Raw genomic sequence first — 24,601 nt, 5'->3', positions numbered from 1 at the left:
GGCATTCTACCCGGAAACGCAGATGAGGAAAGCGGCGTTATTCGACGTCGCTTACTCGCGCTATGTAGCTGGCGGGATTGACCACGCGGCCATTCTGGCTGACCTCGAAGTGCACATGGTAACCACTGGCACGGCCGCTGCGGCCGACTTTGGCAATGGTCTGGCCGCGCTGCACCAGATCGCCGATCTGCACCAGGTTGCTCTGGTTATGGGCATAGAGGGTGACGTAGCCGTCGGCATGGCTGATTTCGACGGTATTGCCATACCCCGACTTGCTGCCGGAGAAGGTCACCACACCAGCGGCCACGGATACCACGTCGCTGCCGGGCTTGGCGGCAAAGTCGACCCCCTTGTGCAGGGTATTGCGCCCGCTCAGGGGGTGGACGCGCCGGCCAAACGGCGAGGACATATAGCCCTGGCGCACCGGCATGCCGGACAGGTATTCGGCCTCGCTCAGGCGGCGCTCACCGATCAGCTGTTCAAGCACCTCAAGCAATTGTTCGCGGCTATCGAGGCGCAGGCTCAGGCGATCCAGTTCATCCATAAAGGGCGGCGGAGCATAGGCCGCATCACCCATGCTGTCTTCAGCACCGCCCTGCCCCACATTAAGGGAGAAGTCGAACTCGCTGGAATCCAGCTCCGCCAGCTCGGTGAGGCGTTCGCCCAGAGCATCGAGGCGGGTCAGGCGAGCCTGTAGCTCGGCGACATGGGCGGCAAAGGCATCCAGCTGGCGCTGCGCATCGCGGCGCACTACGGTCACTTCGGCCCGTTGCTGATCCAAGGCCTGGCTGATCTGGGCCTCGCCCGCCGGAGCGACGATGGCCGGTGCCCACCAGGCACCGACTGCAGCACCGCTGACACCGGCTACGCCCACCAACAGCAGCACGGCCATCAGCAACCAGCGCATATCCAGGCTCAGGGTGCGCGCGGCACCGTGACGCCGACTTAATAAAATGATCTGCAAGGCTTCCCCCTAGTGGTGGAGCCCAAGTCGGCAGCAGGGATTCTGCTACCATGGCGGCTCCACTCTCACAGGCGTCCTGCCATGACTTTTCGTCCTTTGCCGGCTAAAGCGACCGCCGCGCTTATGCGCGAAGCGAAGCCTCTGAAGGCGCTGTTCAGTCAGGCGCAACGCCTCGACCATCTACAGCATCTGCTTGAAAGCCAGCTGCAACCCGCGGCCCGCGAACACTGTCATGTCGCGTCCTGGCGTGAGGGCTGCCTGCTACTGATAATCACCGATGGCCACTGGGCCACGCGCCTGCGTTATCAACAAAAACGCTTGTTGAAACAGCTGCAGGCACTCGAAGAATTCGCGACCTTAACGAAGATACTGTTCAAGGTGCAACCTCCGACTGCCGAAAGGCGTGCACCCGGTCGCACAACCAGCCTATCCAGCAGCGCCGCGGAAAACATTCAGGCCACCGCCGACGGCATCAGCGACCCCAAGCTACGCGCCGCCCTGGAGCGTCTGGCCAAGCATGGCAAGCCCAGCGAATAAGTACTTTTATGCCCACCAAAACCTAGGTAAAAAAGAGGCCACCCGAAGGTGGCCTCGCAAAACAAAGTAAGGAGGGTTTTACGTTACACGGCCGCAACCGGGCGCATGTACGAGATCGGTGCCGTGCTGGGGTCGTCAAAGGTGACCACTTCCCAGGCATCGGCTTGCTCAACCAGGGCACGCAGCAGGCGGTTGTTCAACGCATGCCCCGATTTGAAGCCCTTGAACTCGCCAATCAGGCTATTGCCCAGCAGGTAGAGATCGCCGATGGCATCGAGAATCTTGTGTTTGACGAACTCGTCCTCGTAACGCAGGCCGTCTTCGTTCAACACACGGAACTCGTCCACCACAATGGCGTTGTCTACGCTGCCGCCGAGTGCCAGGTTCTGCGAACGGAGGAACTCGATGTCGCGCATAAAGCCGAAGGTACGCGCGCGGCTGACTTCTTTCACAAAGGAGGTGCTGGAGAAGTCAACGCTGGCCGACTGGGTGCGATTGCGGAACACCGGATGATCAAAATCGATCTCGAAGGTCACCTTGAAGCCCTCGAAAGGCACGAAGGTGGCGCGCTTATCGCCCTCTTCGACCGTCACTTCGCGAAGGATACGGATGAACTTCTTGTGGGCGTCCTGCTCTTGCAGACCAGCGGATTGAATCAGGAAGACAAAGGGCCCGGCGCTGCCATCCATGATCGGCACTTCGGATGCGGAGAGCTCGACGTAGGCGTTATCGATGCCCAGGCCTGCCATGGCCGAAAGCAGATGCTCTACCGTATCCACCTTGACATCACCATTGACCAAAGTGGTCGACATGGTGGTTTCACCAACATTGCCTGCACGCGCGGGAATTTCCACGACAGGATCCAAGTCGGTACGACGGAACACGATACCGGTGTCCACAGGGGCCGGCTTCAGGGTCAGGTAAACCTTCTCCCCGGAATGCAGGCCAACGCCAGTGGCGCGGATAATGTTCTTCAGGGTGCGTTGTTTGATCATGGCTTGGCCGCTATAGCACTAGTTGCGAATTGTTTTCAACAATGGCCGGCGATAATAGCAGAACCGGCCTTTGCTGAACACCAATCAACCCAATGCTCCTGATACATTCCATCAATCGGCCTGACGACGCAGAAAGGCCGGGATGTCCAGGTAATCCAGGTCATCCTGCGCATTCAGCTTGGCCGCAGTGGCCGCGCCGCCATGGCTCTGACGCTGCACGGTTGGGCGCTCGTAGTCCTTGTAGTTGACGCTCTGCTCGCCACGGCTCGAAGCCGGGGCCTGCTGGGCATGGGTGGCGTTGTTGGTTGCCACCTGGACGGTGTTGTCGATCACCTTGACCGGCTTCTCGATACGCGCGCCCAGGCCAGTAGCAACCACGGTCACGTGCAGCTCGTCGCGCATGTCCGGATCAATTACGGTGCCGACCTTGACGGTGGCGTGCTCGGAAGCGAACTGCTCGATGATGTTACCCACGTCGGAGTACTCACCCAGGGACAGGTCAGGACCGGCGGTGATGTTCACCAGAATGCCGCGTGCACCTTGCAGGTTGACGTCTTCCAGCAGCGGGTTACGGATCGCCGCTTCGGTGGCTTCACGTGCACGGTTAGGACCGCTGGCGCAGCCAGTGCCCATCATCGCCATGCCCATTTCGCTCATGACGGTTTTCACGTCGGCGAAGTCGACGTTGATCATGCCCGGACGCTTGATGATGTCGGAGATACCGCGCACGGCACCTGCCAGGACATCGTCAGCCTTGGCGAAAGCCGACAGCAGGCTGGCGTCCTTACCGAGGATGGTCAGCAGTTTTTCGTTGGGGATGGTGATCAGCGAGTCGACACTTTCCGACAGTGCGCGGATACCTTCCTCGGCGATCAGCATGCGCTTCTTGCCTTCGAACGGGAACGGACGAGTCACCACCGCAACGGTGAGAATGCCCATTTCCTTGGCCACCTGAGCAATTACTGGGGCTGCACCGGTACCGGTACCGCCGCCCATGCCGGTGGTGATAAAGACCATATCGGTGCCTTGCAGCACTTCAGCGATACGCTCGCGATCTTCCATGGCCGCCTGACGGCCGACTTCCGGATTGGCACCTGCGCCCAGGCCCTTGGTCACGCCAGTGCCCAGTTGCAGCACGGTACGTGCACCGATGTTTTTCAGTGCCTGCGCATCGGTGTTGGCGCAGATGAACTCAACGCCTTCGATGTTGTTTTTCGCCATGTGGTTGACCGCGTTACCGCCGCCGCCGCCCACACCGATGACCTTGATGACTGCACTTTGTGGTGCGCTGTCTACGAGTTCAAACATTTTCCCTCTCCTTTACTTTCTAGTTGTAACGCCTACTGCAAAATCAGAAATTGCCCTGGACCCAGCGTTTCAGCCGTTCCAGCACAGGTTGTTTGGGTTCGTCGCTGTAACTGCCGATGGCCGACATGGAAATGCCATCGGTCTGCTTCTGCAGGCCGTACATAAGCAGGCCCACACCAGTGGAATAAATCGGGTTGCGCACTACGTCGGCCAGGCCCCTGACGCCTTGCGGCATGCCCAGACGTACCGGCATATGGAAGATCTCTTCGGCCAGTTCGACCGCACCTTCCATCTTCGCCGTACCGCCGGTGAGGACGATGCCGGCCGGAATCAGGTCTTCGTAACCGCTGCGACGCAGCTCGGCCTGGATCAGGGTGAACAGCTCGTCATAACGCGGCTCGACCACCTCAGCCAGAGACTGACGCGACAAGTCGCGCGGCGGCCGGTCACCAACGCTTGGCACCTTGATGGTTTCGCCGGCACCGGCCAGCTTGGCCAGGGCGCAGGCGTAACGAATCTTGATTTCTTCGGCGTACTGGGTCGGCGTACGCAGGGCCATGGCGATGTCGTTGGTGACCTGATCGCCAGCAATCGGGATCACTGCGGTGTGACGGATCGCGCCTTCGGTGAAGATGCAGATATCGGTGGTGCCGCCGCCGATATCCACCAGGCACACGCCCAGCTCTTTCTCGTCGTCGGTCAGCACCGCATAAGCGGAGGCCAGCTGCTCAAGAATGATGTCGTCGACTTCCAGGCCGCAGCGGCGCACGCATTTCTCGATGTTCTGCGCGGCATTTACCGCGCAGGTGACCACATGCACCTTGGCCTCCAGACGCACGCCGGACATGCCCAGTGGCTCACGCACGCCTTCCTGATTATCGATCACGTAATCCTGCGGCAGGGTGTGCAGCACGCGCTGGTCGGCAGGAATGGCCACGGCCTGGGCGGCGTCGAGTACGCGCTCCAGATCAGCCGGGCTGACTTCACGATCACGGATGGCGACGATGCCGTGGCTGTTGAGGCTGCGGATATGGTTGCCGGCCACACCGACGAAGGCCGAGTGGATACGGCAGCCGGCCATCAGCTGGGCTTCTTCGACGGCGCGCTGGATCGACTGCACGGTGGATTCGATATTCACCACCACGCCCTTTTTCAGGCCGCGGGACGGATGGGTGCCGATGCCGACGATTTCCAGTTGGCCGTCCGCATTCACTTCACCGACCAGCGCCACCACCTTGGAGGTGCCGATATCCAGGCCCACTATCATCTTGCCGCTCTGCACATTTGCCATGAGTCTTGTCTTCTCCTGATTCACTGCACGACAGCGGTTTGCGCCGCCGTGGGCGCGACCGGCTCGTGCCACGCCACGGCCAGGCCGTTGGCGTAGCGCAGATCGATCCGCGCGATATTCGCTTGCTGCTCTTTCAGCGTCTTGCCGTAGATGGCGCTGAAACGGCGCATTTTTTCCACCAGATGGTCACGCCCCAGCAGCAGTTCGATGCCCTGCCCGGTGGAGAGGAACCAGCTGCCGCGTTCACGCAATTCCAGGCGTGTCACGGTAAAGCCCATGGGCCGCAGCATCTGGCTGAGCACCTGGTATTGCTGCATGACTTTCTGCTGCGCGCGCTTGGGGCCATAGAGCTGCGGCAGGTTCTGGTAATGAGCCAGTTCGCTCGGCGCAAAGGCCTGGCCCTGGTTGTTGAGCAATGCCTCATCGCCCCAACGGGCAATCGGCAACTGCTCCTCCAGGTGCACCAGCACCTGGTCCGGCCAGATCCGCCGCACCTGGGCGCTGGCGATCCAGGGCATTTGCTCCAATTCGCGACGCATACCGAGCAGGTCGACGCTGAAGAAACTGGCCGAAACGAACGGCGCAATGCGCTGCTGCACCGCCTCCTGGCTGATATAGCTGAGGTCGCCTTCGACGCTGATGCGCGCGATCGGCTGATCGGCATAGGGCATCAGGCGCAGCGACAGGTCGTACGCGCCATAGCCCAGGGCCAACAGCAACAGCGGCCAGGTCACGCGCTTGAGCCAGGCGAGGTTCGGTTTGGGCAGGCGCACCCGCAGGCTGATTGGCTCCCGAGCCACCATACGGCTGGCACCACGCGGCACAGGCTTGCCGCGCTGAGGCGCGCGGGCAGATCCTGACGGGTGGCGCAAGCTGGCAACCATGATTTAACCCCTTGCCTCAAGGCTGTCGGCGAGAATCGCCAACACCAGTTGCTGGAAATCCAGACCGGCTGCCGCGGCGGCCATCGGCACCAGGCTGTGGTCGGTCATGCCCGGTACGGTGTTGACCTCCAGCAACCAGAACTGGCCGGCGGCGTCCTGCATCACGTCGACCCGGGCCCAGCCCTGGGTGCCGACCGCTTCGCAGGCGCGGGCGCTAAGTTCTTTCAGTTCCTCTTCCTTGGCCGCATCCAGGCCGCAGGGAATGCGGTACTGGGTGTCATTGGCCAGGTACTTGGCGTCGTAGTCGTAGAAGCTGTGCGGGGTGCCCAGGGCAATCGGCGGCAGCACCTGGCCGCGCAGCAGCGCGATGGTGTACTCCGGGCCATGGATCCACTGCTCGACCAGCACTTGCGAGTCATAGCGACTGGCGTCCTGCCAGGCGGCGATCAGCTCATCCAGGCTGGCGACCTTGGCCATGCCGATGCTCGAACCTTCATGGGCCGGCTTGACGATCAGCGGGAAGCCCAGCTCGCTCGCCGCGGCTTCGCAGTCGGCCGCCGAGGCCAGCACGGCGTGACGCGGAGTCGGCAGGCCCAGGCTCTGCCACACCTGCTTGGTGCGCAATTTGTCCATGGCCAGGGCCGAGGCGAGGATGCCGCTGCCGGTGTAAGGAATGCCGGCGCACTCGAGCAGACCCTGCATGCTGCCGTCTTCGCCGCCGCGACCGTGCAGGACGATAAAGGCGCGGTCGATCTTCTCGGCCAGCAGGCGCTGCAGGAAGTCCTCGCCGACATCGATGCCAAAGGCATCCACTCCGGCGCTCTGCAGAGCTTTAAGCACAGCATTGCCGGACTTCAACGAGACTTCGCGTTCGGCACTCTTGCCGCCGAACAACACGGCAACGCGACCGAAGGCCGTGACCGGGAGCTGGGATTTCACGCTATCTGTACTCATTTCGTCTTACCTGCAGCCGCCGCGAACAGCTTGCTTTGCAACAGTTGTGGAGCCAGGCCGCCGATATCGCCAGCACCCTGGCACAGCAGGATGTCGCCGGCGCGCAGCAGCGGTTTGATCAGCGGGGCCAGATCGACGCCGCGTTCGATATAGATGGGGTCCAGCTGGCCGCGCTGACGAATGCTGTGGCACAGGTGCTTGCTGTCGGCACCCGGGATCGGCTCTTCGCCGGCCGGGTAGACCTCCATCAGCAGCAGCACATTGGCGTCGGCCAGTACCTGGACGAAATCCTCGTAGAGGTCGCGGGTACGGCTAAAGCGGTGCGGCTGGTAAACCATCACCAAACGACGCTCCGGCCAGCCACCGCGCACGGCCTTGATCACCGCCGCCACTTCGCGGGGGTGATGGCCGTAGTCGTCGACCAGCATCACGCTGCCGCCATCCACCGGCAGTTCGCCGTAGACCTGGAAGCGTCGCCCAACGCCCTGAAAACCGGACAGCCCCTGAACGATGGCTTCATCGCTGATGCCTTCGTCGCTGGCAATCGCAATGGTGGCCAGGGAGTTCAATACGTTGTGGTTGCCCGGCATATTGACCGACACATCCAGCGGCTCGCGGCCTGTGCGCAGCACGGTGAAGAAGGTCTGCATGCCCTGCTGACGCACATTGATAGCGCGCACATCAGCACCTTCATCGAAACCATAGGTAACGGTCGGGCGGGCGATCTGCGGGAGAATCTCGCGTACCACCGGGTCGTCCACACAGACCACGGCCAGGCCGTAAAACGGCAGGTTATGGAGGAACTCGACGAAGGTTTTCTTCAACTTGCTGAAGTCACCTTCGTAGGTGCTCATATGGTCCATGTCGATATTGGTGACCACCGAAACCATCGGCTGCAGATGCAGGAAGCTGGCATCGCTTTCGTCGGCTTCGGCAATCAGGTAACGGCTGGTGCCAAGCTGGGCATTGGTGCCGGCGGCATTCAGCCGACCGCCAATCACGAAGGTCGGGTCCAGGCCGCCGGCGGCGAATACCGAAGCCAGCAGGCTGGTGGTGGTGGTCTTGCCGTGGGTACCAGCGACCGCGATACCGTGGCGATAGCGCATCAGCTCGGCGAGCATTTCGGCCCGCGGCACCACCGGAATACGCCGTTCCAGGGCCGTGGCCACTTCCGGGTTGGCGGTATTGATGGCGCTGGACACCACCAGTACGTCGGCATGCTCGACGTTTTCGGCGCTGTGGCCGATAAAAATCTGTGCGCCAAAGCTTTCCAGGCGCTCGGTCACGGCCGAGGCCTTGAGGTCGGAGCCGGAGACTTCGTAGCCGAGGTTGAGCAGCACCTCGGCGATGCCGCACATACCGGCACCGCCGATACCGACGAAGTGAATGCGGCGAATGCGGCGCATACGGCGGATTTCCGAACGAGCAGCGGCGGGAGACTTAGCCACGGGCCACCTCCAGGCAGATATCGACAACGGTGCGAGTTGCATCGGGCTTGGCCAGGCGACGCGCGGTGCTGGCCATTTCTTTTAATCGTTCGGGGTGCATCAAAACCTCGGTCAGCTGCGCGGCCAGCTTGGCGGCGTCAGTGGAGCCTTGCGGCAGAAGGACGGCAGCACCGTCCCTGGCCAGATAGCCGGCGTTATACGTCTGGTGATCGTCGATGGCATGGGGCAGTGGCACCAGGAACGACGGCAAACCCGCGGCGGCCAACTCGCTGACGGTCAAGGCACCTGCGCGGCAAACCACCAGATCGGCCCAGGCGTAAGCCCGCGCCATGTCCTTGATAAAGGGTACGACCTGCGCTTCGACGCCAACTGCGCCGTAGCGTTCAGCGGTAATTTCGGCGTGCTGCTTGCCGGCCTGATGAAACACCTCAGGGCGCAGTTCGCCAGCCACCCGCGCCAGGGCTTCGGGCAGCAGTTTATTCAGCGGCTCGGCACCCAGGCTGCCACCCAACACCAGCAAACGCGGCTGGCGATTGCGCAACGAATCACGCGGGGTTTCCAGAAACAGCTCTTCGCGCACCGGGTTGCCGGTGGTGCGGCGCTTGTCGCTGGCACCGAAGGTATCGGGGAAGGCTTCACAGACGCGGCTGGCAAATGGCACCAGGCTGCGATTGGCGGTGCCGGCCACGGCATTCTGTTCGTGGATGATCAGCGGCGCGCCACTCATGCGAGCGGCCAGGCCGCCAGGGCCGGTGACATAACCGCCCATACCGAGCACACACACAGGTTCCAGCTCACGCACGATCCGCCGCGCCTGAAACAGCGCCCGGAGCAGCTGGAACGGGGCCTTGAGCAGGGACAGCTTGCCCTTGCCGCGCAGGCCGCTGACGCTGATCAGATGCAGCGGCAGGCCGGCTGCCGGTACCAGCTCGTTCTCGATGCCGCGCGGGGTGCCCAGCCAATGCACGCTGTAGCCGCGCGCCTTGAATTCCTTGGCGCAGGCCAGGGCCGGGAACACGTGGCCGCCGGTGCCGCCGGCCATGATCAGCACATTACCGCGCATGCTGGGGCTCCTTGGCATTGCCGGTGTCGTCTTGGAAAAAATCGGACTCGGTAAAATCGGCGTCCTCGGTGCCCAGCTGGGTACGCCGCTCCCACTCGATGCGCAGGAGCATGGCCAGGCTGACGCAGCAGATCACCAGGGAGCTGCCGCCATAGCTGAGGAACGGCAGGGTCAGGCCCTTGGTCGGCAGCAGACCGACGTTCACGCCGATATTGATCAGCACCTGGCCGATCCACAGAAAAGACAGGCCGTAGGCCACGTAAGCGGCGAAAAACTGCTTGGCCTTCTCCGCCCACAGACCGATATACAGGGCGCGCACGCTGACGAAGACGAACAGGCCGACGGTCACCAGCGCGCCGACCATGCCCAACTCCTCGGCCAGTACGGCGAAGACGAAGTCGGTATGGGCTTCGGGCAGGTAGAACTGCTTCTGGATGCTGTTGCCCAGGCCGACGCCGAACCATTCGCCGCGACCGAAGGCGATCAACGCCTGACTCAGCTGGTAGCCGGCACCGTACTGATCGGCCCAGGGGTCGATAAAGTTGGTCAGGCGCTGCATGCGGTAGGACTGGCTGGTCATCACCAACACACCCGCCGCCAGCACGCCGGCCGCCAGGGGAATAAAGCGCAGCAGGTTGACCCCGCCGAGGAACAGCATGGCAATCGACGCGCCGACCAGCACCACGGTGGCCCCGAAGTCCGGCTCGGCCAGCAGCAGCCCGGCGATAGGTCCGAGCACCGCCAGCGGCTTGAGAAAACCGATCAGCTTCTCGCGCACTTCGGCCTGGCGGCGCACCAGATAACCGGCGAGGAACAGCACGGTAAACAGCTTGGCCAGCTCGGACGGCTGCAGGTTGATGATGCCCAGACCGATCCAGCGCTTGGCCCCGTTGACTTCACGGCCGATGCCCGGCACCAGCACCAGCACCAACAGCACCACCGCCGCCAGCAGCAACATGCCGCTGTAGCGCTGCCACAGGGCCATGGGCACCAGCAGGGTGACCAGTGCCGCACCGAGGCCGATACCCAGGTAAATCAGGTGGCGGATCATGTGATAGAAGGGATTACCCGACTGCGCCGCCGCCACTTCGGAGGAGGCAGAGGCGATCATCACAAGACCCAGGCCAAGCAGCGCCAGGCACCCCACCAGCAGCGGGAAGTCCAGGTCGATGCCGCGACGGGTATGCAGCGGCGAGGGCGCGGCGAGCAGGTGCGCGAGCATCAGTGCAAACCCTCCACGGCCTGGGCGAACAGACGTCCGCGCTCCTCGAAATTCTTGAACATGTCCAGGCTGGCGCAGGCCGGCGACAGCAACACGGCATCGCCCGCCTCGGCCAGTTCTGCGGCGCGCTGCACGGCTTCATCCAGAGTCTTGACCCGGATCAGCGGCGCGGCATCGCCCAGGGCGGCAGCCAGCAATTCAGCGTCGCGACCGAGCAGAATCACCGCGCGGCAGAACTTGCCGACCGGAGCTTGCAGCGCCGAGAAGTCCGCGCCCTTGCCATCACCACCGGCGATCAGCACCAGTTTGCCGCTGATATCCGCACCCAGGCCTTCAATAGCAGCCAGCGCGGCACCGACGTTGGTGGCCTTGGAATCGTCGTAGTAGCTCACGGCATTGCGTTCGCCCACCCACTGGCAGCGATGCGCCAGGCCGGCGAACTGCTTGAGGGTTGCCAGCATCGGCTCGAACGGCAGGCCCACCGCATGCCCCAGCGCCAAAGCAGCCAGGGCGTTGGACTGGTTGTGTGCGCCACGAATCTTCAGTTCACGCACCGGCAGCAGCGCAGCGAACTGATAAGCCAGAGATTTCTCACCATTTTCTTCGAGCAGGCCGAAACGCTTGAAGTCCGGCTTGCCCAGGCCGAAGTACCAGCACGGCAGTTGATCAGCCACCAGCGGACGCGACAGCGCGTCGTCGCGGTTCACCACCACCTGCCGCGCACCACGGAAGATGCGGTGCTTGGCCAGGTGGTATGCCGGCAGATCGGCGTAGCGATCCATATGGTCTTCGCTGATGTTCAGGCAGGTCGCCACTTCAGCGTTGAGCTGATCGGTGGTTTCCAGCTGGAAGCTCGACAGCTCCATGACGTACAGCTCGATCTCATCATTCAGCAGATCCAGCGCCGGCGTACCGAGGTTGCCGCCGACGGCGACCTTCTTGCCCGCCGCAGCCGCCATCTCACCAACCAGGGTGGTCACGGTGCTTTTGGCGTTGGAGCCGGTGATGGCAATGATCGGGGCCTTGGCATAACGGGCGAACAGATCGATATCACCCGACAGCTTGACCCCACGCGCAGCGGCCGCCTGCAGCGCCGGGGTGGCGATGGCCAGGCCCGGGCTGACCAACAGCTCACTGGCGCGGCAAAGGAACTCGACATCCAGCTCGCCACAACGCACTTCAACCTGCGGGAACTGTTCGCGCAAGGCGGCGAGCTCCGGCGGGTTGGCACGGGTGTCGACCACAGCAAAGGGCAAGCCCTGGCGCGCGAGGAAGCGCACCAGGGACATGCCGCTCTTGCCGAGGCCGACAACGATGCGGAAGTGGTCAGAAGCGATCAGGGTCATGGGTTCCTCAACGCAGTTTCAGGGTGGCAAGGCCGATCAGCACCAGAATCACGGTGATGATCCAGAAGCGCACGATCACGCGCGGCTCGGGCCAGCCTTTGAGTTCGAAATGGTGATGAATCGGTGCCATGCGGAACACCCGCTTGCCGGTCAGCTTGAAGCTGGCGACCTGGATAATCACCGACAGGGTTTCCATCACGAACACCCCGCCCATGATGAACAGCACCACTTCCTGACGGACGATCACGGCGATGGTGCCCAGAGCCGCGCCCAGCGCCAGCGCGCCGACGTCGCCCATAAATACCTGGGCCGGGTAGGTGTTGAACCAGAGAAAGCCCAGACCCGCACCGACCAGCGCGGCGCAGAAGATGATCAGCTCGCCGGCCCCCGGCACATAGGGGATCAGCAGGTACTCGGAGAAATTCACGTTGCCCGACAGGTAGCAGAAGATCCCCAGCGCGCCGCCGACCATCACGGTGGGCAGGATGGCCAGGCCGTCGAGGCCGTCGGTCAGGTTTACCGCATTGCTCGAACCGACGATAACGAAGTAGGTCAGCACCACGAAGCCGAATCCCAACGGGATGCTAACGTCTTTCAGCAATGGCAGGATCAGGGTGGTTTCCACCGGGCTCTGCGCAGTCATATAAAGGAACAGCGCCGCGCCGAGGCCGAACACCGACTGCCAGAAATACTTCCAGCGGCTCGGCAGGCCCTTGGAGTTCTTCTCGATCACCTTGCGGTAATCGTCGACCCAGCCCACGGCCCCGAACAGCAGGGTTACGGCCAATACGGTCCACACATAGCGATTGGCCAGGTCGGCCCAGAGCAGGGTGCTGACGGTAATGGCGGAGAGGATCAGCGCGCCGCCCATGGTCGGCGTGCCCTTCTTCGACAGGTGCGACTGTGGGCCGTCGTTGCGCACCGACTGGCCGATCTGGCGGATCTGCAGGGTGCGGATCATCCAGGGGCCCAGCCACAACGACAGCGCCAGCGCGGTAAGCACACCAAAAATGCCGCGCAGGGTCAGGTACTGAAAGACCGCGAAGCCTTTGTGGAACTGTTGCAGGTATTCGGCCAGCAGCAGCAGCATTAGTGACTCTCCCCGGATACGCCACACAGCGCCGCCACGACGTTTTCCATCGCGGCGCTGCGTGAACCTTTGATTAGAAGGGTGGTGTCGCCCGACTCGCCGGCAAGGGCGGCGATCAGGCTGGCCTGGTCGGCGAAGTGCCGGCCCTGGGCTCCGAATTCGGCGACGGCGTGGGCCATCAGCGGGCCCACTGCATAGAGTGCGCTGACCTTACCGGCGGCATGGCGGCCCACTTGCCGGTGGCCCTGCTCGGCCCAGTCGCCCAGCTCACCCATATCGCCGAGGACCAGCACGGTGCGTCCGGCAAAACCGGCGAGGATATCCACCGCGGCGCACATCGACGCGGGGTTGGCGTTGTAGCTGTCGTCGATCACCCGCATGCCGTTCGGCGCAAGTTGCGCCACCGCACGGCCCTTGACCGGCTGCAGGCTTTCCAGGCCGGTCTTGATATCCATCAGCGGCACGCTCAGGGCCGTCGCAGCCGCAGCGGCGGCCAGGGCATTGGCCACGTTGTGTTCGCCGAGCAGGTTGAGTTGAACCACCGCCTGGCCCTGACGGCAATGCAGGGTAAAGGCCGAGCAGCCGCGGGCATCGCGCTGCAGATCGCTGGCGTGAAAATCCGCCGCAGGCTTGCTCAGGGAAAAACTGGCGACGGAACGCCCCTTGGCGCGCTGCTGCCAGGTGGCAAAGGCCGCATCGTCCAGGTTGAGCACGGCCACGCCGCTGCCGCGCAGGCCTTCGAGGATTTCACCCTTGGCCAGAACAATCTTCTCCGGGCCGCCGAACTCGCCGACATGGGCGCTGCCGGCATTGGTGATAATGGCCACATGAGGCTGGGTCAGGCCAACGGTGTAGGCGATCTCGCCGACATGGTTGGCCCCCAGCTCGATCACCGCTGCAACATGCTCGGCAGTCAGCTCGAGCAGAGTCAGGGGCACGCCAAGTTCATTATTGAGGTTGCCGCGAGTGGCCAATACCGGCCCACGCAGGCCAACCCGCAGGATGCTGGCGAGCATTTCCTTGACCGTGGTCTTGCCACTGGAACCGGTAATCGCCACCACCGGGCCGCCGAAAGCGCGGCGCTTGAGCGCACCCAGCTGACCCAGGGCCAGGCGGGTGTCGCTCACCAACAGTTGCGGCAAGGGTGCGCCGATGACTTCGCGCTCGACCAGTGCAGCCACCGCACCCTTGGCGGCGACCTCGGTCAGGTAATCATGGCCGTCGAAGCGCGGCCCGCTCAGGGCGACAAACAACTGCCCGGGGGCAATCGCCCGGCTGTCGCTGCTGACGGCAGCAAAAGCGCAATCGCGGCCGATCAGGCGCGCACTCAGGGCCACGGCCACTTCGCTCAACCGTAGAGCCTTAAGCATGGGCCACCTCCCAAACGGCCAAGGCCTTGCCGGCTTCGATCAGATCGGAGAACGGCTGACGCTCGCCGTGAATTTCCTGGTAGTCCTCATGCCCCTTGCCGGCCAGCACCAGCACGTCGTCGGCACTGGCAGCCGCGACCAACTGGGCGATGGCCTGGCCACGGCCATGGACAAACTGCACCGACTCCGGATTGGCAAAACCGGCGCGGATATCATTGAAAATCTGCTCGGGGGCCTCGCTGCGCGGGTTGTCGTCGGTCACCAGCACGCCATCGGCCAGACGCTCGACCACGGCGGCCATCAGCGGACGCTTGCCGCGGTCGCGATCACCGCCACAGCCGAACAGGCACAGCAGGCGGCCTTTGACATGCGGGCGCAAGGCTTCGAGGACTTTCTCCAGGGCATCCGGGGTGTGGGCGTAATCGACCACCAGCAACGGCTGCTTGACGCCGCCGAGGCGCTGCATGCGACCCACCGGCCCCTGCAACTGCGGCAGCAGCTTGAGAATTTCGTCCAGCGCGTAATCCATGCCGAGCAGCGCACCGACCACCGCTAGCAGGTTGCTCAGATTGAAACGACCGAGCAGCGAGCTGCGCAGGTGGCCCTCGCCACGCGGGGTGACCAGGGTGGCGCGCACGCCCTGCTCATCGAAATGGATATCGCGGCAATACAGGTAGGCCGCAGGATTTTCCAGGCTGTAGCCGATCAGGCGCGAGGGGTGTTCGGCCTCTGCCAGCTCGCGGCCAAAGGCATCATCCAGGTTGAGCACCCGGCAACGCAGGCTGGACCAGGCAAACAGAGCTGCCTTGGCCTCGCCGTAGGCCTGCATCGAACCGTGGTAGTCCAGATGGTCACGAGACAGGTTGGTGAACACCGCCACATCAAACGCCAGGGCGGCCACGCGGCCCTGGTGCAGACCATGGGAGGACACTTCCATGGCCACGGCGCGAGCGCCGGCATTCTTCATATCGGCCAGGGTAGCCTGCACCCCGATCGGATCCGGAGTGGTGTGGCGACCCAGGGCCAGGGCGTTATAGAAGCCGTTACCGAGGGTGCCGACGATGCCGCAGCGCTCGCCGAGCAGGTCCAGAGCCTGGGCCAGCAACTGGCTGACACTGGTCTTGCCGTTGGTGCCGGTAATACCGATCAGATGCAGGCCACGGCTCGGCTCGCCATAAAAGCGCCCGGCGATGGCCGACAGCTGCCCGGCCAGGCCCTTGAGCGCCACCAGTTCGGCGCTATGGGCGGTCATCGGCAATGCGCCCTCGGCCTCATAGGCCACCGCGGCAGCCCCGCGGGCGATGGCGTCGGCGATATGTACGCGGCCATCCTGCTGGGTGCCGGGTACGGCAAGAAACAGGTCACCCGGGCGCACCTTGCGGCTGTCCAGGGTCAATTCGCGGATCAGCACCGAACTGGCGGCTTCCGGCAACAACTGATTAAGGGGCATAGGCATCAGATACGCCCTCCTTTAACGGTTTCGACCACGGCGGTCTGCGGGTCGGGCAGGTTGTCCGGGGCGACGTTCATCAGGCGCAGGGCACCGGCCATGACCTTGCCGAATACCGGTGCCGAAACCAGGCCACCGTAATAGCCGCCGCCCTCTCTGGGCTCATCGATCATGATCACGGCGGCAATCCGCGGGTTATCTATGGGCGCGACGCCGGCAAAGAAGGCCCGGTAGGCCTTGTCGACATAACCCTTGCTGCCGGTGGAGGCTTTACGTGCGGTGCCGCTCTTGCCGCCGACGTGGTAGCCGGGCACCTTGGCCCGCGCACCGCCGCCGCCCGGTTCCTCCACCACCGCCTGGAGCATGCCGAGCACGGTCTTGGCAATCTGCTGATCGATCACCTGAGTGGAAACCGGCTGGCGATCCAGGCGCACCATGGACAGCGGCACGTTACCGCCCTCATTGGCCAGCACCGCATAGGCATGGGCCAGCTGCACGGCGGTTACCGACAGGCCGTAGCCATAGGCCAGGGTGGCGGTTTCGGCCTGCTTCCAGACCCGGTGATTGGGTAGGTTGCCGACCCGCTCGCCAGGGAAGCTCAGACCGGTATCCTGGCCTAGGCCGACCTGCTGCATCACGGCATAGATAGGCTCGGCACCGATATCGAAGGCGATCTTGCTGATGCCGACGTTGCTCGACTTCATCAGGATCTCGGTCAGGTTCAGCACGCCGCCGCGAGACACGTCGCGGATGGTATAGCGACCGATACGCAGGCTGCCGGGCGCGGTGTCCACGGTCATTTCCGGGGTCCAGCGGCCAGAGCCCAGGGCGGCGGCAATGGAAAACGGTTTGACCGTGGAGCCGGGCTCGAACACGTCGATCATCGCCCGGTTGCGCATCGCCGCTGGCTGCAGGCTGCGACGATTGTTCGGGTTGTAGGTGGGCTGGTTGACCATGGCCAGCACTTCGCCGGTCTGCACGTCGAGCAGCACCAGGCTGCCGGCCTTGGCCCCGAATTCGGTCACGGCATTGCGCAGCTCGCGGTGCGCCAGGTATTGCAGGCGCAGGTCGATCGACAACGCCAAGGTCCGGCCGGCCTTGGCGTTCTGCGCCACCTGCACGTCCTTGATCAATCGGCCGCGGCGGTCCTTGAGCACCTGACGCTTGCCCGGCACACCGGCCAGCCAGTCCTCAAAGGCCAGTTCCATGCCTTCGCGCCCACGGTCATCGATATCGGTAAACCCGACCACATGGGCGGCCACTTCGCCGGCCGGATAGAAACGGCGGAATTCTTCGATGCCGTACACGCCCGGTACTTTCAGATCGAGAATGCGCTGACCCTGCTCAGGCGTCAGCCCGCGCACCAGGTACATAAATTCGCGTTCGGCATTGGCCTGCAAACGCGTACTGAAAGCCTTGCTTTCCTGGCCCAGAGCGGCCGCCAGAGCAGGCCACTGGGCCTTGCCATTCTGCAGCTCCTTGCCGTTGGCCCACAGAGTGGTCACCGGGGTGCTGACGGCCAGGGGTTCGCCATTGCGATCGGTGATCAGGCCACGGTGTGCCGGAATCGGGATATGGCGCACGCTGCGGGCATCACCATGGGCCTGCAGGAAACTCTGGTCGAATACCTGCAGATCGACGATGCGCCAGGCGATGGCACCGACCATCAAGGCCAGCAACAGCAGCACCAGGCGGAAGCGCCACGGGTAGAGTGCGCCTTCGAGCCGGATCATGGAGCCACCATGCGCACTTCGGCGGCATCCGGGATGCGCATGCCGAGGCGTTCGGAGGCCAGGGTCTCGATCCGGTTGTGCGCGGTCCAGGTGCTCTGCTCGAGAATCAGCCGTCCCCACTCCGCCTGTACCTTGTCGCGCACGCTGAGCTCGGCATACAGCTCGTTGAGCAACTGGCGATTCCAGTGGGCGCTGTAGGACACCGCTACGGCCGAAACCAGCACGCCAAGAAACAGCACCAGCATCAGCAGGCTGCCGCCGGGCAAGGGCTTGGCGAAAATCGCGCTCATCGCATTTTCTCCGCAATGCGCATAACGGCACTGCGCGAACGCGGGTTGGCTTTTTGCTCGGCTTCAGAGGCGAACTGCGCCTTGCCGATCAGCTTCAGACGCGGCTCAAAGGCTTTCGGAATGATCGGCAGGTCACGCGGCAACTTGTCCTGTTCGCCCTTGGCATGCTTGCGCATAAAGAGTTTGACGATGCGGTCTTCCAGCGAGTGGAAGCTGATCACCACTAGGCGGCCACCCACCTCGAGGGTTTCCAGGGCGGCATCCAGACCGGCTTCCAGATCGCCGAGCTCGTTATTGATAAAGATGCGCAGCCCCTGGAAAGCGCGGGTGGCCGGATTCTTGCCCTTTTCCCAGGCCGGATTGGCCACGGTCAGCACCTGAGCCAGGTCGGCGGTACGCTCGAACGGCTGCTCGGCGCGGCGCAGTACTACCGCACGGGCCATGCGCTTGGCGAAACGCTCTTCGCCGTATTCCTTGAAGACCCGAGCAATTTCCTCTTCGGCGGCGCTGGCAACAAACTCCGCAGCACTGATGCCCGCATCCGGGTTCATGCGCATATCCAGCGGGCCATCGTTCATAAAGCTGAAGCCGCGCTCGGCATCATCGAGCTGCGGCGAGGACACGCCGAGGTCAAGCAGGATGCCGCTGACCTTGCCCGCCAGGCCGCGGACAGCAACTTCTTCACCAAGTTCAGCAAAACTGCGCTGCACAACGACAAAGCGGCCGTCTTCGGCCGCCAGCGCATTCCCCGTCGCAATCGCCAGGGGATCTTTGTCGAACCCCAGCAAGCGCCCGTCAGGGCCAAGCCTCTCGAGGATCAGCCGGCTGTGCCCGCCGCGCCCGAAGGTACCATCCAGATAGCAACCATCCGCGCGCACAGCCAGCCCCTCGACCGCCTCGTCGAGTAGCACTGTTATATGGCGAAAGCTGCTGGACATAGTCACAGGATCAGGTCCCGTAGTTCGTCGGACAAAGCACCCGGTTGCTTGATGGCGGCCAGATCGGCATCCGCCACGGCATTCCAGGCATCTTCATCCCACAATTGAAATTTATTGAGCTGACCCACCAGCATCGCGCGCTTATCCAGCTTGGCGTACTCGCGCAGCCGGGGCGGCACCAGGAAACGACCACTGGCATCCAGCTCAAGGTCAACCGCGTTACCGATCAGCAGACGCTGCAAACGACGGTTTTCCTCACGAAAGGACGCCAGTTCACGCAGCTTGGCTTCGATCAGCTCCCACTCGGCCAGGGGGTAGACACACAGACAGGGGTCGATAGCATCGATGGTGACGATAAGCTGGCCGGCACAACGCGAGACGAGCTCATCCCGATACCGACTTGGCATCGCGAGGCGCCCTTTGGCGTCGAGACTGATGGCGTTAGCTCCGCGAAACACGACCGCGCTTCCCCTTTAATTAGCTGTCCATGCCTAAAAAACCCACTTTATGCCACTTCTTACCACTCGCGCACACTATAGGAACGCACGCACCCCACCGTCAAGGCGCGCCCAGCCGGAAAAACCCTTATAGAACGGAGATTTAGCGATACAAAGGGAGAAAGAAACAGAGAATGGACAGGCAACCGACACACTAAAACGAGCCCACGCAAGAAGCTGCACTTCAAACTTAAAGTGATTTGTTAAGAGTAAGATTTTTTCGGTCTTAGAAAGCGGGGAATGAAAGTGAAGCGGATCAATAGAGAAAGGTGGAGAGTCGATCTGTAAGCCGGGTTCTGTCGAGGACAGTCATTCCTCTACGACGTACATCACTGCACGCCTTTAGCAACCTACCCGGTTCCAGCGCGGGCCACGCCAATGGAACCCTATTTGGTCTTGCTCCGAGTGGGGTTTGCCTAGCCACGAACTGTTACCAGTCGCGCGGTGCGCTCTTACCGCACCTTTTCACCCTTACCGGCACCGAAGCGCTTAGGCGGTTATTTTCTGTGGCACTTTCCGTAGGCTCACGCCTCCCAGGCGTTACCTGGCACTCCGCCCTATGGAGCCCGGACTTTCCTCCCCCGCATTACGCAGAACGCAACACGGCAGCGACTGTCCGATCGACTCTCCGCCGCCAAGGTTACCGACACCGGCCCGATAGAACAAGGCTCAAGCGCCTTTCTGCCGCTCCAGCGCAGCCTGATAGAGCAAGTTCTTGCGCACTCCGGTGATCTCCGCCGCCAACGCCGCGGCGCGCTTGAGCGGCATTTCCTCGAGCAGCAGATCGAGCACCCGCAGCGCCTCGCTGCTCACCGCCTCTTCCCCTTCAGGAGCCTGCCAACCGGCGACCAGCACCACGCACTCGCCGCGCTGCTGATTGCTATCGGCCGCCACCCAGGCCGCCAGCTCCGCCAGCGGCAGCCCCTTGAGGGTTTCGAAGGTCTTGGTGATTTCCCGCGCCAGCAGCGCCGGGCGCTCATCGCCGAACACCGCCTGCATATCCTCCAGGCACTCGAGAATGCGATGGGGCGCTTCGTAGAAGATCAGGGTGCGCGGCTCTTCCTTTACCTGCTCCAGGCGCGCGCGCCGGCCGGCAGTCTTGGCCGGCAGAAAACCCTCGAAGATAAAACGGTCGGAGGGCAAGCCGGCCGCCGACAGGGCCGCGATCAAGGCGCAGGCCCCTGGCACCGGCACCACCGCCACGCCAGCTGCGCGCGCCTGACGCACCAGGTGATAGCCCGGGTCGGAGATCAGCGGCGTGCCGGCGTCGGAAATCAACGCCACATCCTCCCCCGCCTGCAAACGCGCGAGAAAGCGCCCACCCTGATCGCGCTCATTGTGCTCATGACAGGCCGCCAGGGGCGTCGCGATACCGAAGTGCTGCATCAGCCGCGCCGAGTGGCGGGTGTCCTCGGCTGCAATCAGGGCGACGCTGCGCAGGATAGTCAGCGCCCGCGCGCTGATGTCGTCCAGGTTACCGATGGGTGTGGCCACCACATAAAGCGTGCCGCAGATGGGATTCGGAGCAGCGGATGGGGTCACAACACAGGCCTCGTCAATCAACAAAGCGCGCATTGTAGCCCGTTTCCAACCTTCGACATCGCGTCACCCGGCGGGCTTGGGTACAATTCAACGCTCATTTGATCAAGTATCAGGAACGCCCTACATGCCCACCAGCCTGATCGCCCGCCTGCGCCCACTCTCCATCTTCTGCCTCGCCGCCCTCCTCGCCGCCTGCGCCAGCTCCCCCACGTCCAACTTGGGCGAACTGCCGCGCACCCCGCAAGCCAGCATCGAGCAACTGCTGCAAGAGGCCGGCGACAGCACTTCCGAACAAGCCGAGCTGCTACGCCTGTCCGCCGCCGACCTGGCCTACCGGCAGAAAAACCTCGCCCGCGCGTTCAGCATCCTCGAGAAGGTCCAGCTGGAGAACCTGAAGCCGGCGCAGCAGATCTATGCCAGCACCCTGCGTGCCGAACTGGAGATGGCCCGCGAACAACCCAAAGCGGCCCTGCACGCCCTGAGCCACCCGAGCATGGAGCGCCTCGGCGAACTGCCGGTTGAACAGCAGGTACGCAGCCAGCTGGTCCGTGCCAGCGCCCTGCAAGCCAGCGGGCAGACTCTGGCAGCGGCCCGCGAACGTGCCTTTATCGCCCCCCTGCTCAGCGGCGAAGCCGCCGCACGCAACCACCAGGAAATCTGGACCCTGGTCTCCAGTCTGCCCCTGGAGCAGCTGCAAGCCAGTGGCGATGCCGACCTCAATGGCTGGGTGGAACTGGCCCGCGTCACCAAGAGCGCCGGCACCCTGGAACAACAGCAGAGCGACATCGACAACTGGCTGCTGCAGAACCCCGGCCACCCCGCCGCCCTGCAGCTGCCTGAAAGCCTGGTCGAGCTGAAGAAGCTTTCCAGCCAGCCGCTGAGCGAAATAGCCCTGCTGCTGCCCCAGGATGGCCAACTGGCCAACGTGGCCCGCGCCCTGCGCGACGGTTTCCTCGCCGCCCATTACCAGGCCCAGCAGGCCGGGCAGAACCCACCCAACATTCAGATTTTCGACAGCTCGCGCATCGGCTCTCTGGATGAGTTCTACCGCCAGGCCCAGGCCTCTGGCGTGCAGCTGGTGGTAGGGCCGCTGGAAAAGCCGCTGGTTACCCAGCTCAACGCCCGCGAACAACTGCCGATCACCACCCTGGCCCTGAACTACAGCGAAACCGCCCAGGAAGGCCCCGCCCAACTCTTCCAGTTCGGCCTCGCCGCCGAAGATGAAGCCCGCGAAGTGGCCCGCCGCGCCTGGGCTGACGGCCACCGCCGGGCAGTGGCCCTGGTGCCGCGCGGCGACTGGGGCGACCGCGTGCTCGACGCCTTCCGTCAGAGCTGGCAGGCGCAAGGTGGCACCCTGATCGCCGCCGAGCATGTCGACCAACCGGTGGAACTGGCCAAGCAGATTGCCGAGCTATTCCAGCTGCGCGAGAGCGAAGCCCGCGGCAAGCGCCTGCAGAATGCACTGGGCAGCAGCGTTGCCGCCGCACCGTCGCGCCGCCGTGATATCGACTTTATCTTCCTCGCCGCCACCCCGCAGCAGGCCCAGCAGATCAAACCAACCCTGGCCTTCCAATACGCCGGCGACGTGCCCGTGTACGCCACCTCGCACCTGTTCACCGGCAGCCACAGCCAGGCTCAGCACGCCGACCTGAACGGCATCATGTTCTGCGAAACCCCGTGGCTGCTGAACGTCAACGACCCATTGCGCCAACAAGCCAGCAGCCAGTGGCCTCAGGCTGACGGCGGCCTTGGCCGGCTGTATGCCATGGGTGCGGATGCCTACCACCTGGCCCCGCGCCTAACTCAGTTCAAGGCTCTGCCTGAGACTCGCCTGGACGGCCTGTCCGGCAGCCTCAGCCTGAACCCGGCGCAACGCATCGAGCGCCAGCTGCCCTGGGCCGAGTTCCGCGACGGCCAGGTTCAGCGCCTGCCCGACAGCGCCTTTTGACCGAGCGCAGCAACCCACAACAAAGCGGCCAGGCAGCCGAAGCCTTGGCACGCCAGTTCCTTGAGCAGCGCGGCCTGCGCCTGCTGGCACAGAACTGGCGCTGCCGCCTCGGCGAGCTCGATCTGGTCATGCTCGACAGCGATACAGTAGTATTCGTGGAAGTTCGCTATCGGCGCTATAGCGCTTGGGGCGGCGCAGCTGAAAGCGTCGATGCACGCAAACGTGAGAAACTCAGCCGCGCCGCCCAGCACTTCCTGCAACAAGAGTCACGCTGGGCCAAGCACCCATGCCGCTTTGATGTGATTGCCATAACTGCCGACAGCCCAGCCCCCGCGCCACTGAACTGGATTCAAAACGCCTTTGATACCTAAGCAGACGCCCCACTGATAGTTCTATCGCCTATGGATATGCCAATGGACATGCAAGCCCGTATTCGCCACCTGTTCCAAGCCAGCATCGACACCAAGCAGCAGGCCATGGAAGTGCTCATCCCCCTTATCGAGCAAGGCAGCCTGGCCATGGTTCAGGCCCTGCTCAGCGAGGGCAAGATCCTTACCTGCGGCAATGGCGGCTCCGCTGGCGACGCCCAGCACTTCTCCTCCGAGCTGCTCAACCGCTTCGAGCGCGAGCGCCCGAGCCTGCCGGCCATCGCCCTGACTACCGACAGCTCGACCATCACCTCGATTGCCAACGACTACAGCTACAACGAGATCTTCTCCAAGCAGATTCGCGCCCTTGGTCAACCGGGTGACGTGCTGCTGGCGATCTCCACCAGCGGCAATTCGGCCAACGTGATCCAGGCCATCCAGGCCGCACATGATCGAGAAATGGTTGTCGTAGCCTTGACTGGCCGCGACGGCGGCGGCATGGCTTCACTGCTGCTGCCGGAAGACGTGGAAATCCGCGTCCCCTCGAAAGTTACCGCACGCATCCAGGAAGTCCACCTGCTGGCCATCCACTGCCTGTGCGACCTGATCGACAGCCAACTGTTTGGGAGTGAAGAATGACCCGTTCACCACTGATCCTCGCCACCCTCGCGCTGACCCTGGCCCTCGCCGGCTGTGGCAGCCGCAGCCTCGGCAACAAGATTGACGACCAGTTTATCGCCCCGGAAGTCAGCGCCAATGTGGCCCGTGCGCATATCGACCTGACCAGCCCCACGTCGCGCATCGTGGTCACCAGCTATAACGGCGTGGTCCTGCTCGCCGGCCAGACCCCGCGCAGCGACCTCAAGGCCATGGCCGAACAGGCGGCGCGCAAGGTCAATAACGTCAGCAAGGTGCACAACGAGCTGCAGGTGCAACAACCCACCTCGCTGCTGGTACGCAGCAACGACTCGCTGCTGACCACCCGGATCAAGAGCCAGATGCTCGCCGACGCCACGGTGCCCGGCTCGCGCATCAAGGTGATTACCGAGAACGGTATCGTCTACATGCTCGGACTGGTCTCACGCGCCGAGGCGGCCCAGGCCACCAATCTGGTGCAGAGCGTGTCCGGGGTGCAGAAGATCGTGCGACTGTTTCAATACACCAACTGAGTTCGCCACGCCCACAAAAAAGGCGACCTTCGGGTCGCCTTTTTTGTGAATCATGTCCCGTCCTGAATAAGGTTTACACCTCCCATCCCGAATTTCCGGAGATCCTGATGGAACAAGGTGTAAAGCGAACACAGCGCGATTACTCGCTGGCCTTTAAATTGGCGGTTGTCGATCAGATCGAAAAAGGCGAATTG

General features: G+C 63.3%; 23 protein-coding genes and 1 other RNA gene. 5 read left to right on the top strand and 19 right to left on the bottom strand.

The features are described 5' to 3' along the window. Nucleotides 1–37: 37 nt before the first annotated feature. Entirely contained in the window at nucleotides 38–964 is a 927-nt protein-coding gene (locus VMP31_RS20615) for a M23 family metallopeptidase (RefSeq protein ID WP_325509575.1), read from the bottom strand. Nucleotides 965–1,045: 81 nt separating this feature from the next. On the opposite strand from VMP31_RS20615, the gene VMP31_RS20610 reads away from it, so the two are divergent. Then, complete coding sequence (locus VMP31_RS20610; RefSeq protein WP_325509574.1) at nucleotides 1,046–1,501, top strand: DUF721 domain-containing protein; 456 nt, start codon at nucleotides 1,046–1,048, stop codon at nucleotides 1,499–1,501. Nucleotides 1,502–1,584: 83 nt separating this feature from the next. Here VMP31_RS20610 and lpxC read toward each other — a convergent pair whose 3' ends face one another. The 18 genes from lpxC to rsmI all read right to left on the bottom strand — a co-directional run bounded on the left by lpxC (nucleotide 1,585) and on the right by rsmI (nucleotide 20,955). After that, nucleotides 1,585–2,496 (bottom strand): UDP-3-O-acyl-N-acetylglucosamine deacetylase, encoded by a 912-nt coding sequence (gene lpxC / locus VMP31_RS20605; RefSeq protein ID WP_325509573.1) that lies wholly within the window; start codon nucleotides 2,494–2,496, stop codon nucleotides 1,585–1,587. Nucleotides 2,497–2,607: 111 nt separating this feature from the next. Continuing rightward, on the bottom strand, nucleotides 2,608–3,804 hold the full coding sequence (gene ftsZ / locus VMP31_RS20600; protein ID WP_325509572.1) for a cell division protein FtsZ: 1,197 nt from the start codon (nucleotides 3,802–3,804) through the stop codon (nucleotides 2,608–2,610). A 43-nt stretch (nucleotides 3,805–3,847) separates the two neighbouring features. Then, entirely contained in the window at nucleotides 3,848–5,095 is a 1,248-nt protein-coding gene (gene ftsA, locus VMP31_RS20595) for a cell division protein FtsA (RefSeq protein WP_325509571.1), read from the bottom strand. A 20-nt stretch (nucleotides 5,096–5,115) separates the two neighbouring features. Then, nucleotides 5,116–5,979, bottom strand: coding sequence for a cell division protein FtsQ/DivIB (locus VMP31_RS20590; protein ID WP_325509570.1), 864 nt, complete (start codon nucleotides 5,977–5,979; stop codon nucleotides 5,116–5,118). Between the two features lie 3 nt (nucleotides 5,980–5,982). Continuing rightward, nucleotides 5,983–6,933, bottom strand: coding sequence for a D-alanine--D-alanine ligase (locus VMP31_RS20585; RefSeq protein ID WP_325509569.1), 951 nt, complete (start codon nucleotides 6,931–6,933; stop codon nucleotides 5,983–5,985). Beyond that, complete coding sequence (murC, locus tag VMP31_RS20580) at nucleotides 6,930–8,339, bottom strand: UDP-N-acetylmuramate--L-alanine ligase (RefSeq protein ID WP_325509599.1); 1,410 nt, start codon at nucleotides 8,337–8,339, stop codon at nucleotides 6,930–6,932. The genes VMP31_RS20585 and murC overlap by 4 nt, the downstream gene beginning before the upstream one ends. A 34-nt stretch (nucleotides 8,340–8,373) precedes the next feature. Next, nucleotides 8,374–9,444 (bottom strand): undecaprenyldiphospho-muramoylpentapeptide beta-N-acetylglucosaminyltransferase, encoded by a 1,071-nt coding sequence (murG, locus tag VMP31_RS20575; protein ID WP_325509568.1) that lies wholly within the window; start codon nucleotides 9,442–9,444, stop codon nucleotides 8,374–8,376. Beyond that, the gene (gene ftsW / locus VMP31_RS20570; protein WP_325509567.1) at nucleotides 9,434–10,666 is read right to left on the bottom strand and encodes a putative lipid II flippase FtsW; all 1,233 of its coding nucleotides are present in this window, start codon (nucleotides 10,664–10,666) and stop codon (nucleotides 9,434–9,436) included. Before ftsW ends, murG begins: the two co-directional genes overlap by 11 nt. Beyond that, nucleotides 10,666–12,012: a UDP-N-acetylmuramoyl-L-alanine--D-glutamate ligase gene (murD, locus tag VMP31_RS20565; RefSeq protein WP_325509566.1), complete on the bottom strand. Its 1,347-nt coding sequence runs from the start codon at nucleotides 12,010–12,012 to the stop codon at nucleotides 10,666–10,668. Before murD ends, ftsW begins: the two co-directional genes overlap by 1 nt. Before the next feature lie 7 nt (nucleotides 12,013–12,019). Continuing rightward, entirely contained in the window at nucleotides 12,020–13,102 is a 1,083-nt protein-coding gene (gene mraY, locus VMP31_RS20560; RefSeq protein WP_325509565.1) for a phospho-N-acetylmuramoyl-pentapeptide-transferase, read from the bottom strand. Further along, on the bottom strand, nucleotides 13,102–14,472 hold the full coding sequence (locus tag VMP31_RS20555) for a UDP-N-acetylmuramoyl-tripeptide--D-alanyl-D-alanine ligase (RefSeq protein ID WP_325509564.1): 1,371 nt from the start codon (nucleotides 14,470–14,472) through the stop codon (nucleotides 13,102–13,104). The genes mraY and VMP31_RS20555 overlap by 1 nt, the downstream gene beginning before the upstream one ends. Continuing rightward, the gene (locus tag VMP31_RS20550; protein WP_325509563.1) at nucleotides 14,465–15,928 is read right to left on the bottom strand and encodes a UDP-N-acetylmuramoyl-L-alanyl-D-glutamate--2,6-diaminopimelate ligase; all 1,464 of its coding nucleotides are present in this window, start codon (nucleotides 15,926–15,928) and stop codon (nucleotides 14,465–14,467) included. The genes VMP31_RS20555 and VMP31_RS20550 overlap by 8 nt, the downstream gene beginning before the upstream one ends. Continuing rightward, nucleotides 15,928–17,655 carry a penicillin-binding protein 2 gene (locus tag VMP31_RS20545; protein ID WP_325509562.1) on the bottom strand — a complete coding sequence of 576 codons (1,728 nt, stop codon included), beginning with the start codon at nucleotides 17,653–17,655 and terminating at the stop codon, nucleotides 15,928–15,930. Before VMP31_RS20545 ends, VMP31_RS20550 begins: the two co-directional genes overlap by 1 nt. After that, the gene (gene ftsL / locus VMP31_RS20540) at nucleotides 17,652–17,945 is read right to left on the bottom strand and encodes a cell division protein FtsL (RefSeq protein WP_325509561.1); all 294 of its coding nucleotides are present in this window, start codon (nucleotides 17,943–17,945) and stop codon (nucleotides 17,652–17,654) included. The genes VMP31_RS20545 and ftsL overlap by 4 nt, the downstream gene beginning before the upstream one ends. Then, nucleotides 17,942–18,883 (bottom strand): 16S rRNA (cytosine(1402)-N(4))-methyltransferase RsmH, encoded by a 942-nt coding sequence (rsmH, locus tag VMP31_RS20535; protein WP_325509598.1) that lies wholly within the window; start codon nucleotides 18,881–18,883, stop codon nucleotides 17,942–17,944. Before rsmH ends, ftsL begins: the two co-directional genes overlap by 4 nt. Before the next feature lie 2 nt (nucleotides 18,884–18,885). Then, on the bottom strand, nucleotides 18,886–19,341 hold the full coding sequence (gene mraZ, locus VMP31_RS20530) for a division/cell wall cluster transcriptional repressor MraZ (RefSeq protein ID WP_296129843.1): 456 nt from the start codon (nucleotides 19,339–19,341) through the stop codon (nucleotides 18,886–18,888). A 308-nt stretch (nucleotides 19,342–19,649) separates the two neighbouring features. Beyond that, nucleotides 19,650–20,008, bottom strand: an RNA gene (gene rnpB, locus VMP31_RS20525) — RNase P RNA component class A. A 41-nt stretch (nucleotides 20,009–20,049) separates the two neighbouring features. Further along, on the bottom strand, nucleotides 20,050–20,955 hold the full coding sequence (gene rsmI, locus VMP31_RS20520) for a 16S rRNA (cytidine(1402)-2'-O)-methyltransferase (protein WP_325509560.1): 906 nt from the start codon (nucleotides 20,953–20,955) through the stop codon (nucleotides 20,050–20,052). A gap of 103 nt (nucleotides 20,956–21,058) precedes the next feature. Between rsmI and VMP31_RS20515 the strand changes: the two genes are divergently transcribed. Genes VMP31_RS20515 through VMP31_RS20500 form a run of 4 tightly spaced genes read left to right on the top strand, consistent with a single transcriptional unit; the run spans nucleotide 21,059 to nucleotide 24,407 of the window. After that, nucleotides 21,059–22,870 (top strand): penicillin-binding protein activator, encoded by a 1,812-nt coding sequence (locus tag VMP31_RS20515; protein WP_325509597.1) that lies wholly within the window; start codon nucleotides 21,059–21,061, stop codon nucleotides 22,868–22,870. Further along, nucleotides 22,867–23,241 carry a YraN family protein gene (locus tag VMP31_RS20510; RefSeq protein ID WP_325509559.1) on the top strand — a complete coding sequence of 125 codons (375 nt, stop codon included), beginning with the start codon at nucleotides 22,867–22,869 and terminating at the stop codon, nucleotides 23,239–23,241. Before VMP31_RS20515 ends, VMP31_RS20510 begins: the two co-directional genes overlap by 4 nt. Before the next feature lie 42 nt (nucleotides 23,242–23,283). After that, entirely contained in the window at nucleotides 23,284–23,877 is a 594-nt protein-coding gene (locus tag VMP31_RS20505; RefSeq protein WP_325509558.1) for a phosphoheptose isomerase, read from the top strand. After that, nucleotides 23,874–24,407, top strand: a complete 534-nt coding sequence (locus VMP31_RS20500; RefSeq protein WP_325509557.1) for a BON domain-containing protein — start codon at nucleotides 23,874–23,876, stop codon at nucleotides 24,405–24,407. The genes VMP31_RS20505 and VMP31_RS20500 overlap by 4 nt, the downstream gene beginning before the upstream one ends. Nucleotides 24,408–24,601: the final 194 nt, after the last annotated feature.

It is taken from the genome of Pseudomonas sp. (genome assembly GCF_035512415.1).
Classification (GTDB): Bacteria; Pseudomonadota; Gammaproteobacteria; order Pseudomonadales; family Pseudomonadaceae; genus Aquipseudomonas.
This window is presented reverse-complemented; position numbering and strand designations above follow the sequence as displayed.

What these genes read in the sequence shown, in the direction of transcription:
- VMP31_RS20610 (WP_325509574.1), top strand. Translation starts at nt 1,046, where the DNA reads ATGACTTTTCGTCCTTTGCCGGCTAAAGCGACCGCCGCGCTTATGCGC.
- lpxC (WP_325509573.1), bottom strand. Translation starts at nt 2,496, where the DNA reads ATGATCAAACAACGCACCCTGAAGAACATTATCCGCGCCACTGGCGTT.
- ftsZ (WP_325509572.1), bottom strand. Translation starts at nt 3,804, where the DNA reads ATGTTTGAACTCGTAGACAGCGCACCACAAAGTGCAGTCATCAAGGTC.
- ftsA (WP_325509571.1), bottom strand. Translation starts at nt 5,095, where the DNA reads ATGGCAAATGTGCAGAGCGGCAAGATGATAGTGGGCCTGGATATCGGC.
- VMP31_RS20590 (WP_325509570.1), bottom strand. Translation starts at nt 5,979, where the DNA reads ATGGTTGCCAGCTTGCGCCACCCGTCAGGATCTGCCCGCGCGCCTCAG.
- VMP31_RS20585 (WP_325509569.1), bottom strand. Translation starts at nt 6,933, where the DNA reads ATGAGTACAGATAGCGTGAAATCCCAGCTCCCGGTCACGGCCTTCGGT.
- murC (WP_325509599.1), bottom strand. Translation starts at nt 8,339, where the DNA reads ATGCGCCGCATTCGCCGCATTCACTTCGTCGGTATCGGCGGTGCCGGT.
- murG (WP_325509568.1), bottom strand. Translation starts at nt 9,444, where the DNA reads ATGCGCGGTAATGTGCTGATCATGGCCGGCGGCACCGGCGGCCACGTG.
- ftsW (WP_325509567.1), bottom strand. Translation starts at nt 10,666, where the DNA reads ATGCTCGCGCACCTGCTCGCCGCGCCCTCGCCGCTGCATACCCGTCGC.
- murD (WP_325509566.1), bottom strand. Translation starts at nt 12,012, where the DNA reads ATGACCCTGATCGCTTCTGACCACTTCCGCATCGTTGTCGGCCTCGGC.
- mraY (WP_325509565.1), bottom strand. Translation starts at nt 13,102, where the DNA reads ATGCTGCTGCTGCTGGCCGAATACCTGCAACAGTTCCACAAAGGCTTC.
- VMP31_RS20555 (WP_325509564.1), bottom strand. Translation starts at nt 14,472, where the DNA reads ATGCTTAAGGCTCTACGGTTGAGCGAAGTGGCCGTGGCCCTGAGTGCG.
- VMP31_RS20550 (WP_325509563.1), bottom strand. Translation starts at nt 15,928, where the DNA reads ATGCCTATGCCCCTTAATCAGTTGTTGCCGGAAGCCGCCAGTTCGGTG.
- VMP31_RS20545 (WP_325509562.1), bottom strand. Translation starts at nt 17,655, where the DNA reads ATGATCCGGCTCGAAGGCGCACTCTACCCGTGGCGCTTCCGCCTGGTG.
- ftsL (WP_325509561.1), bottom strand. Translation starts at nt 17,945, where the DNA reads ATGAGCGCGATTTTCGCCAAGCCCTTGCCCGGCGGCAGCCTGCTGATG.
- rsmH (WP_325509598.1), bottom strand. Translation starts at nt 18,883, where the DNA reads ATGTCCAGCAGCTTTCGCCATATAACAGTGCTACTCGACGAGGCGGTC.
- rsmI (WP_325509560.1), bottom strand. Translation starts at nt 20,955, where the DNA reads ATGCGCGCTTTGTTGATTGACGAGGCCTGTGTTGTGACCCCATCCGCT.
- VMP31_RS20505 (WP_325509558.1), top strand. Translation starts at nt 23,284, where the DNA reads ATGGACATGCAAGCCCGTATTCGCCACCTGTTCCAAGCCAGCATCGAC.
- VMP31_RS20500 (WP_325509557.1), top strand. Translation starts at nt 23,874, where the DNA reads ATGACCCGTTCACCACTGATCCTCGCCACCCTCGCGCTGACCCTGGCC.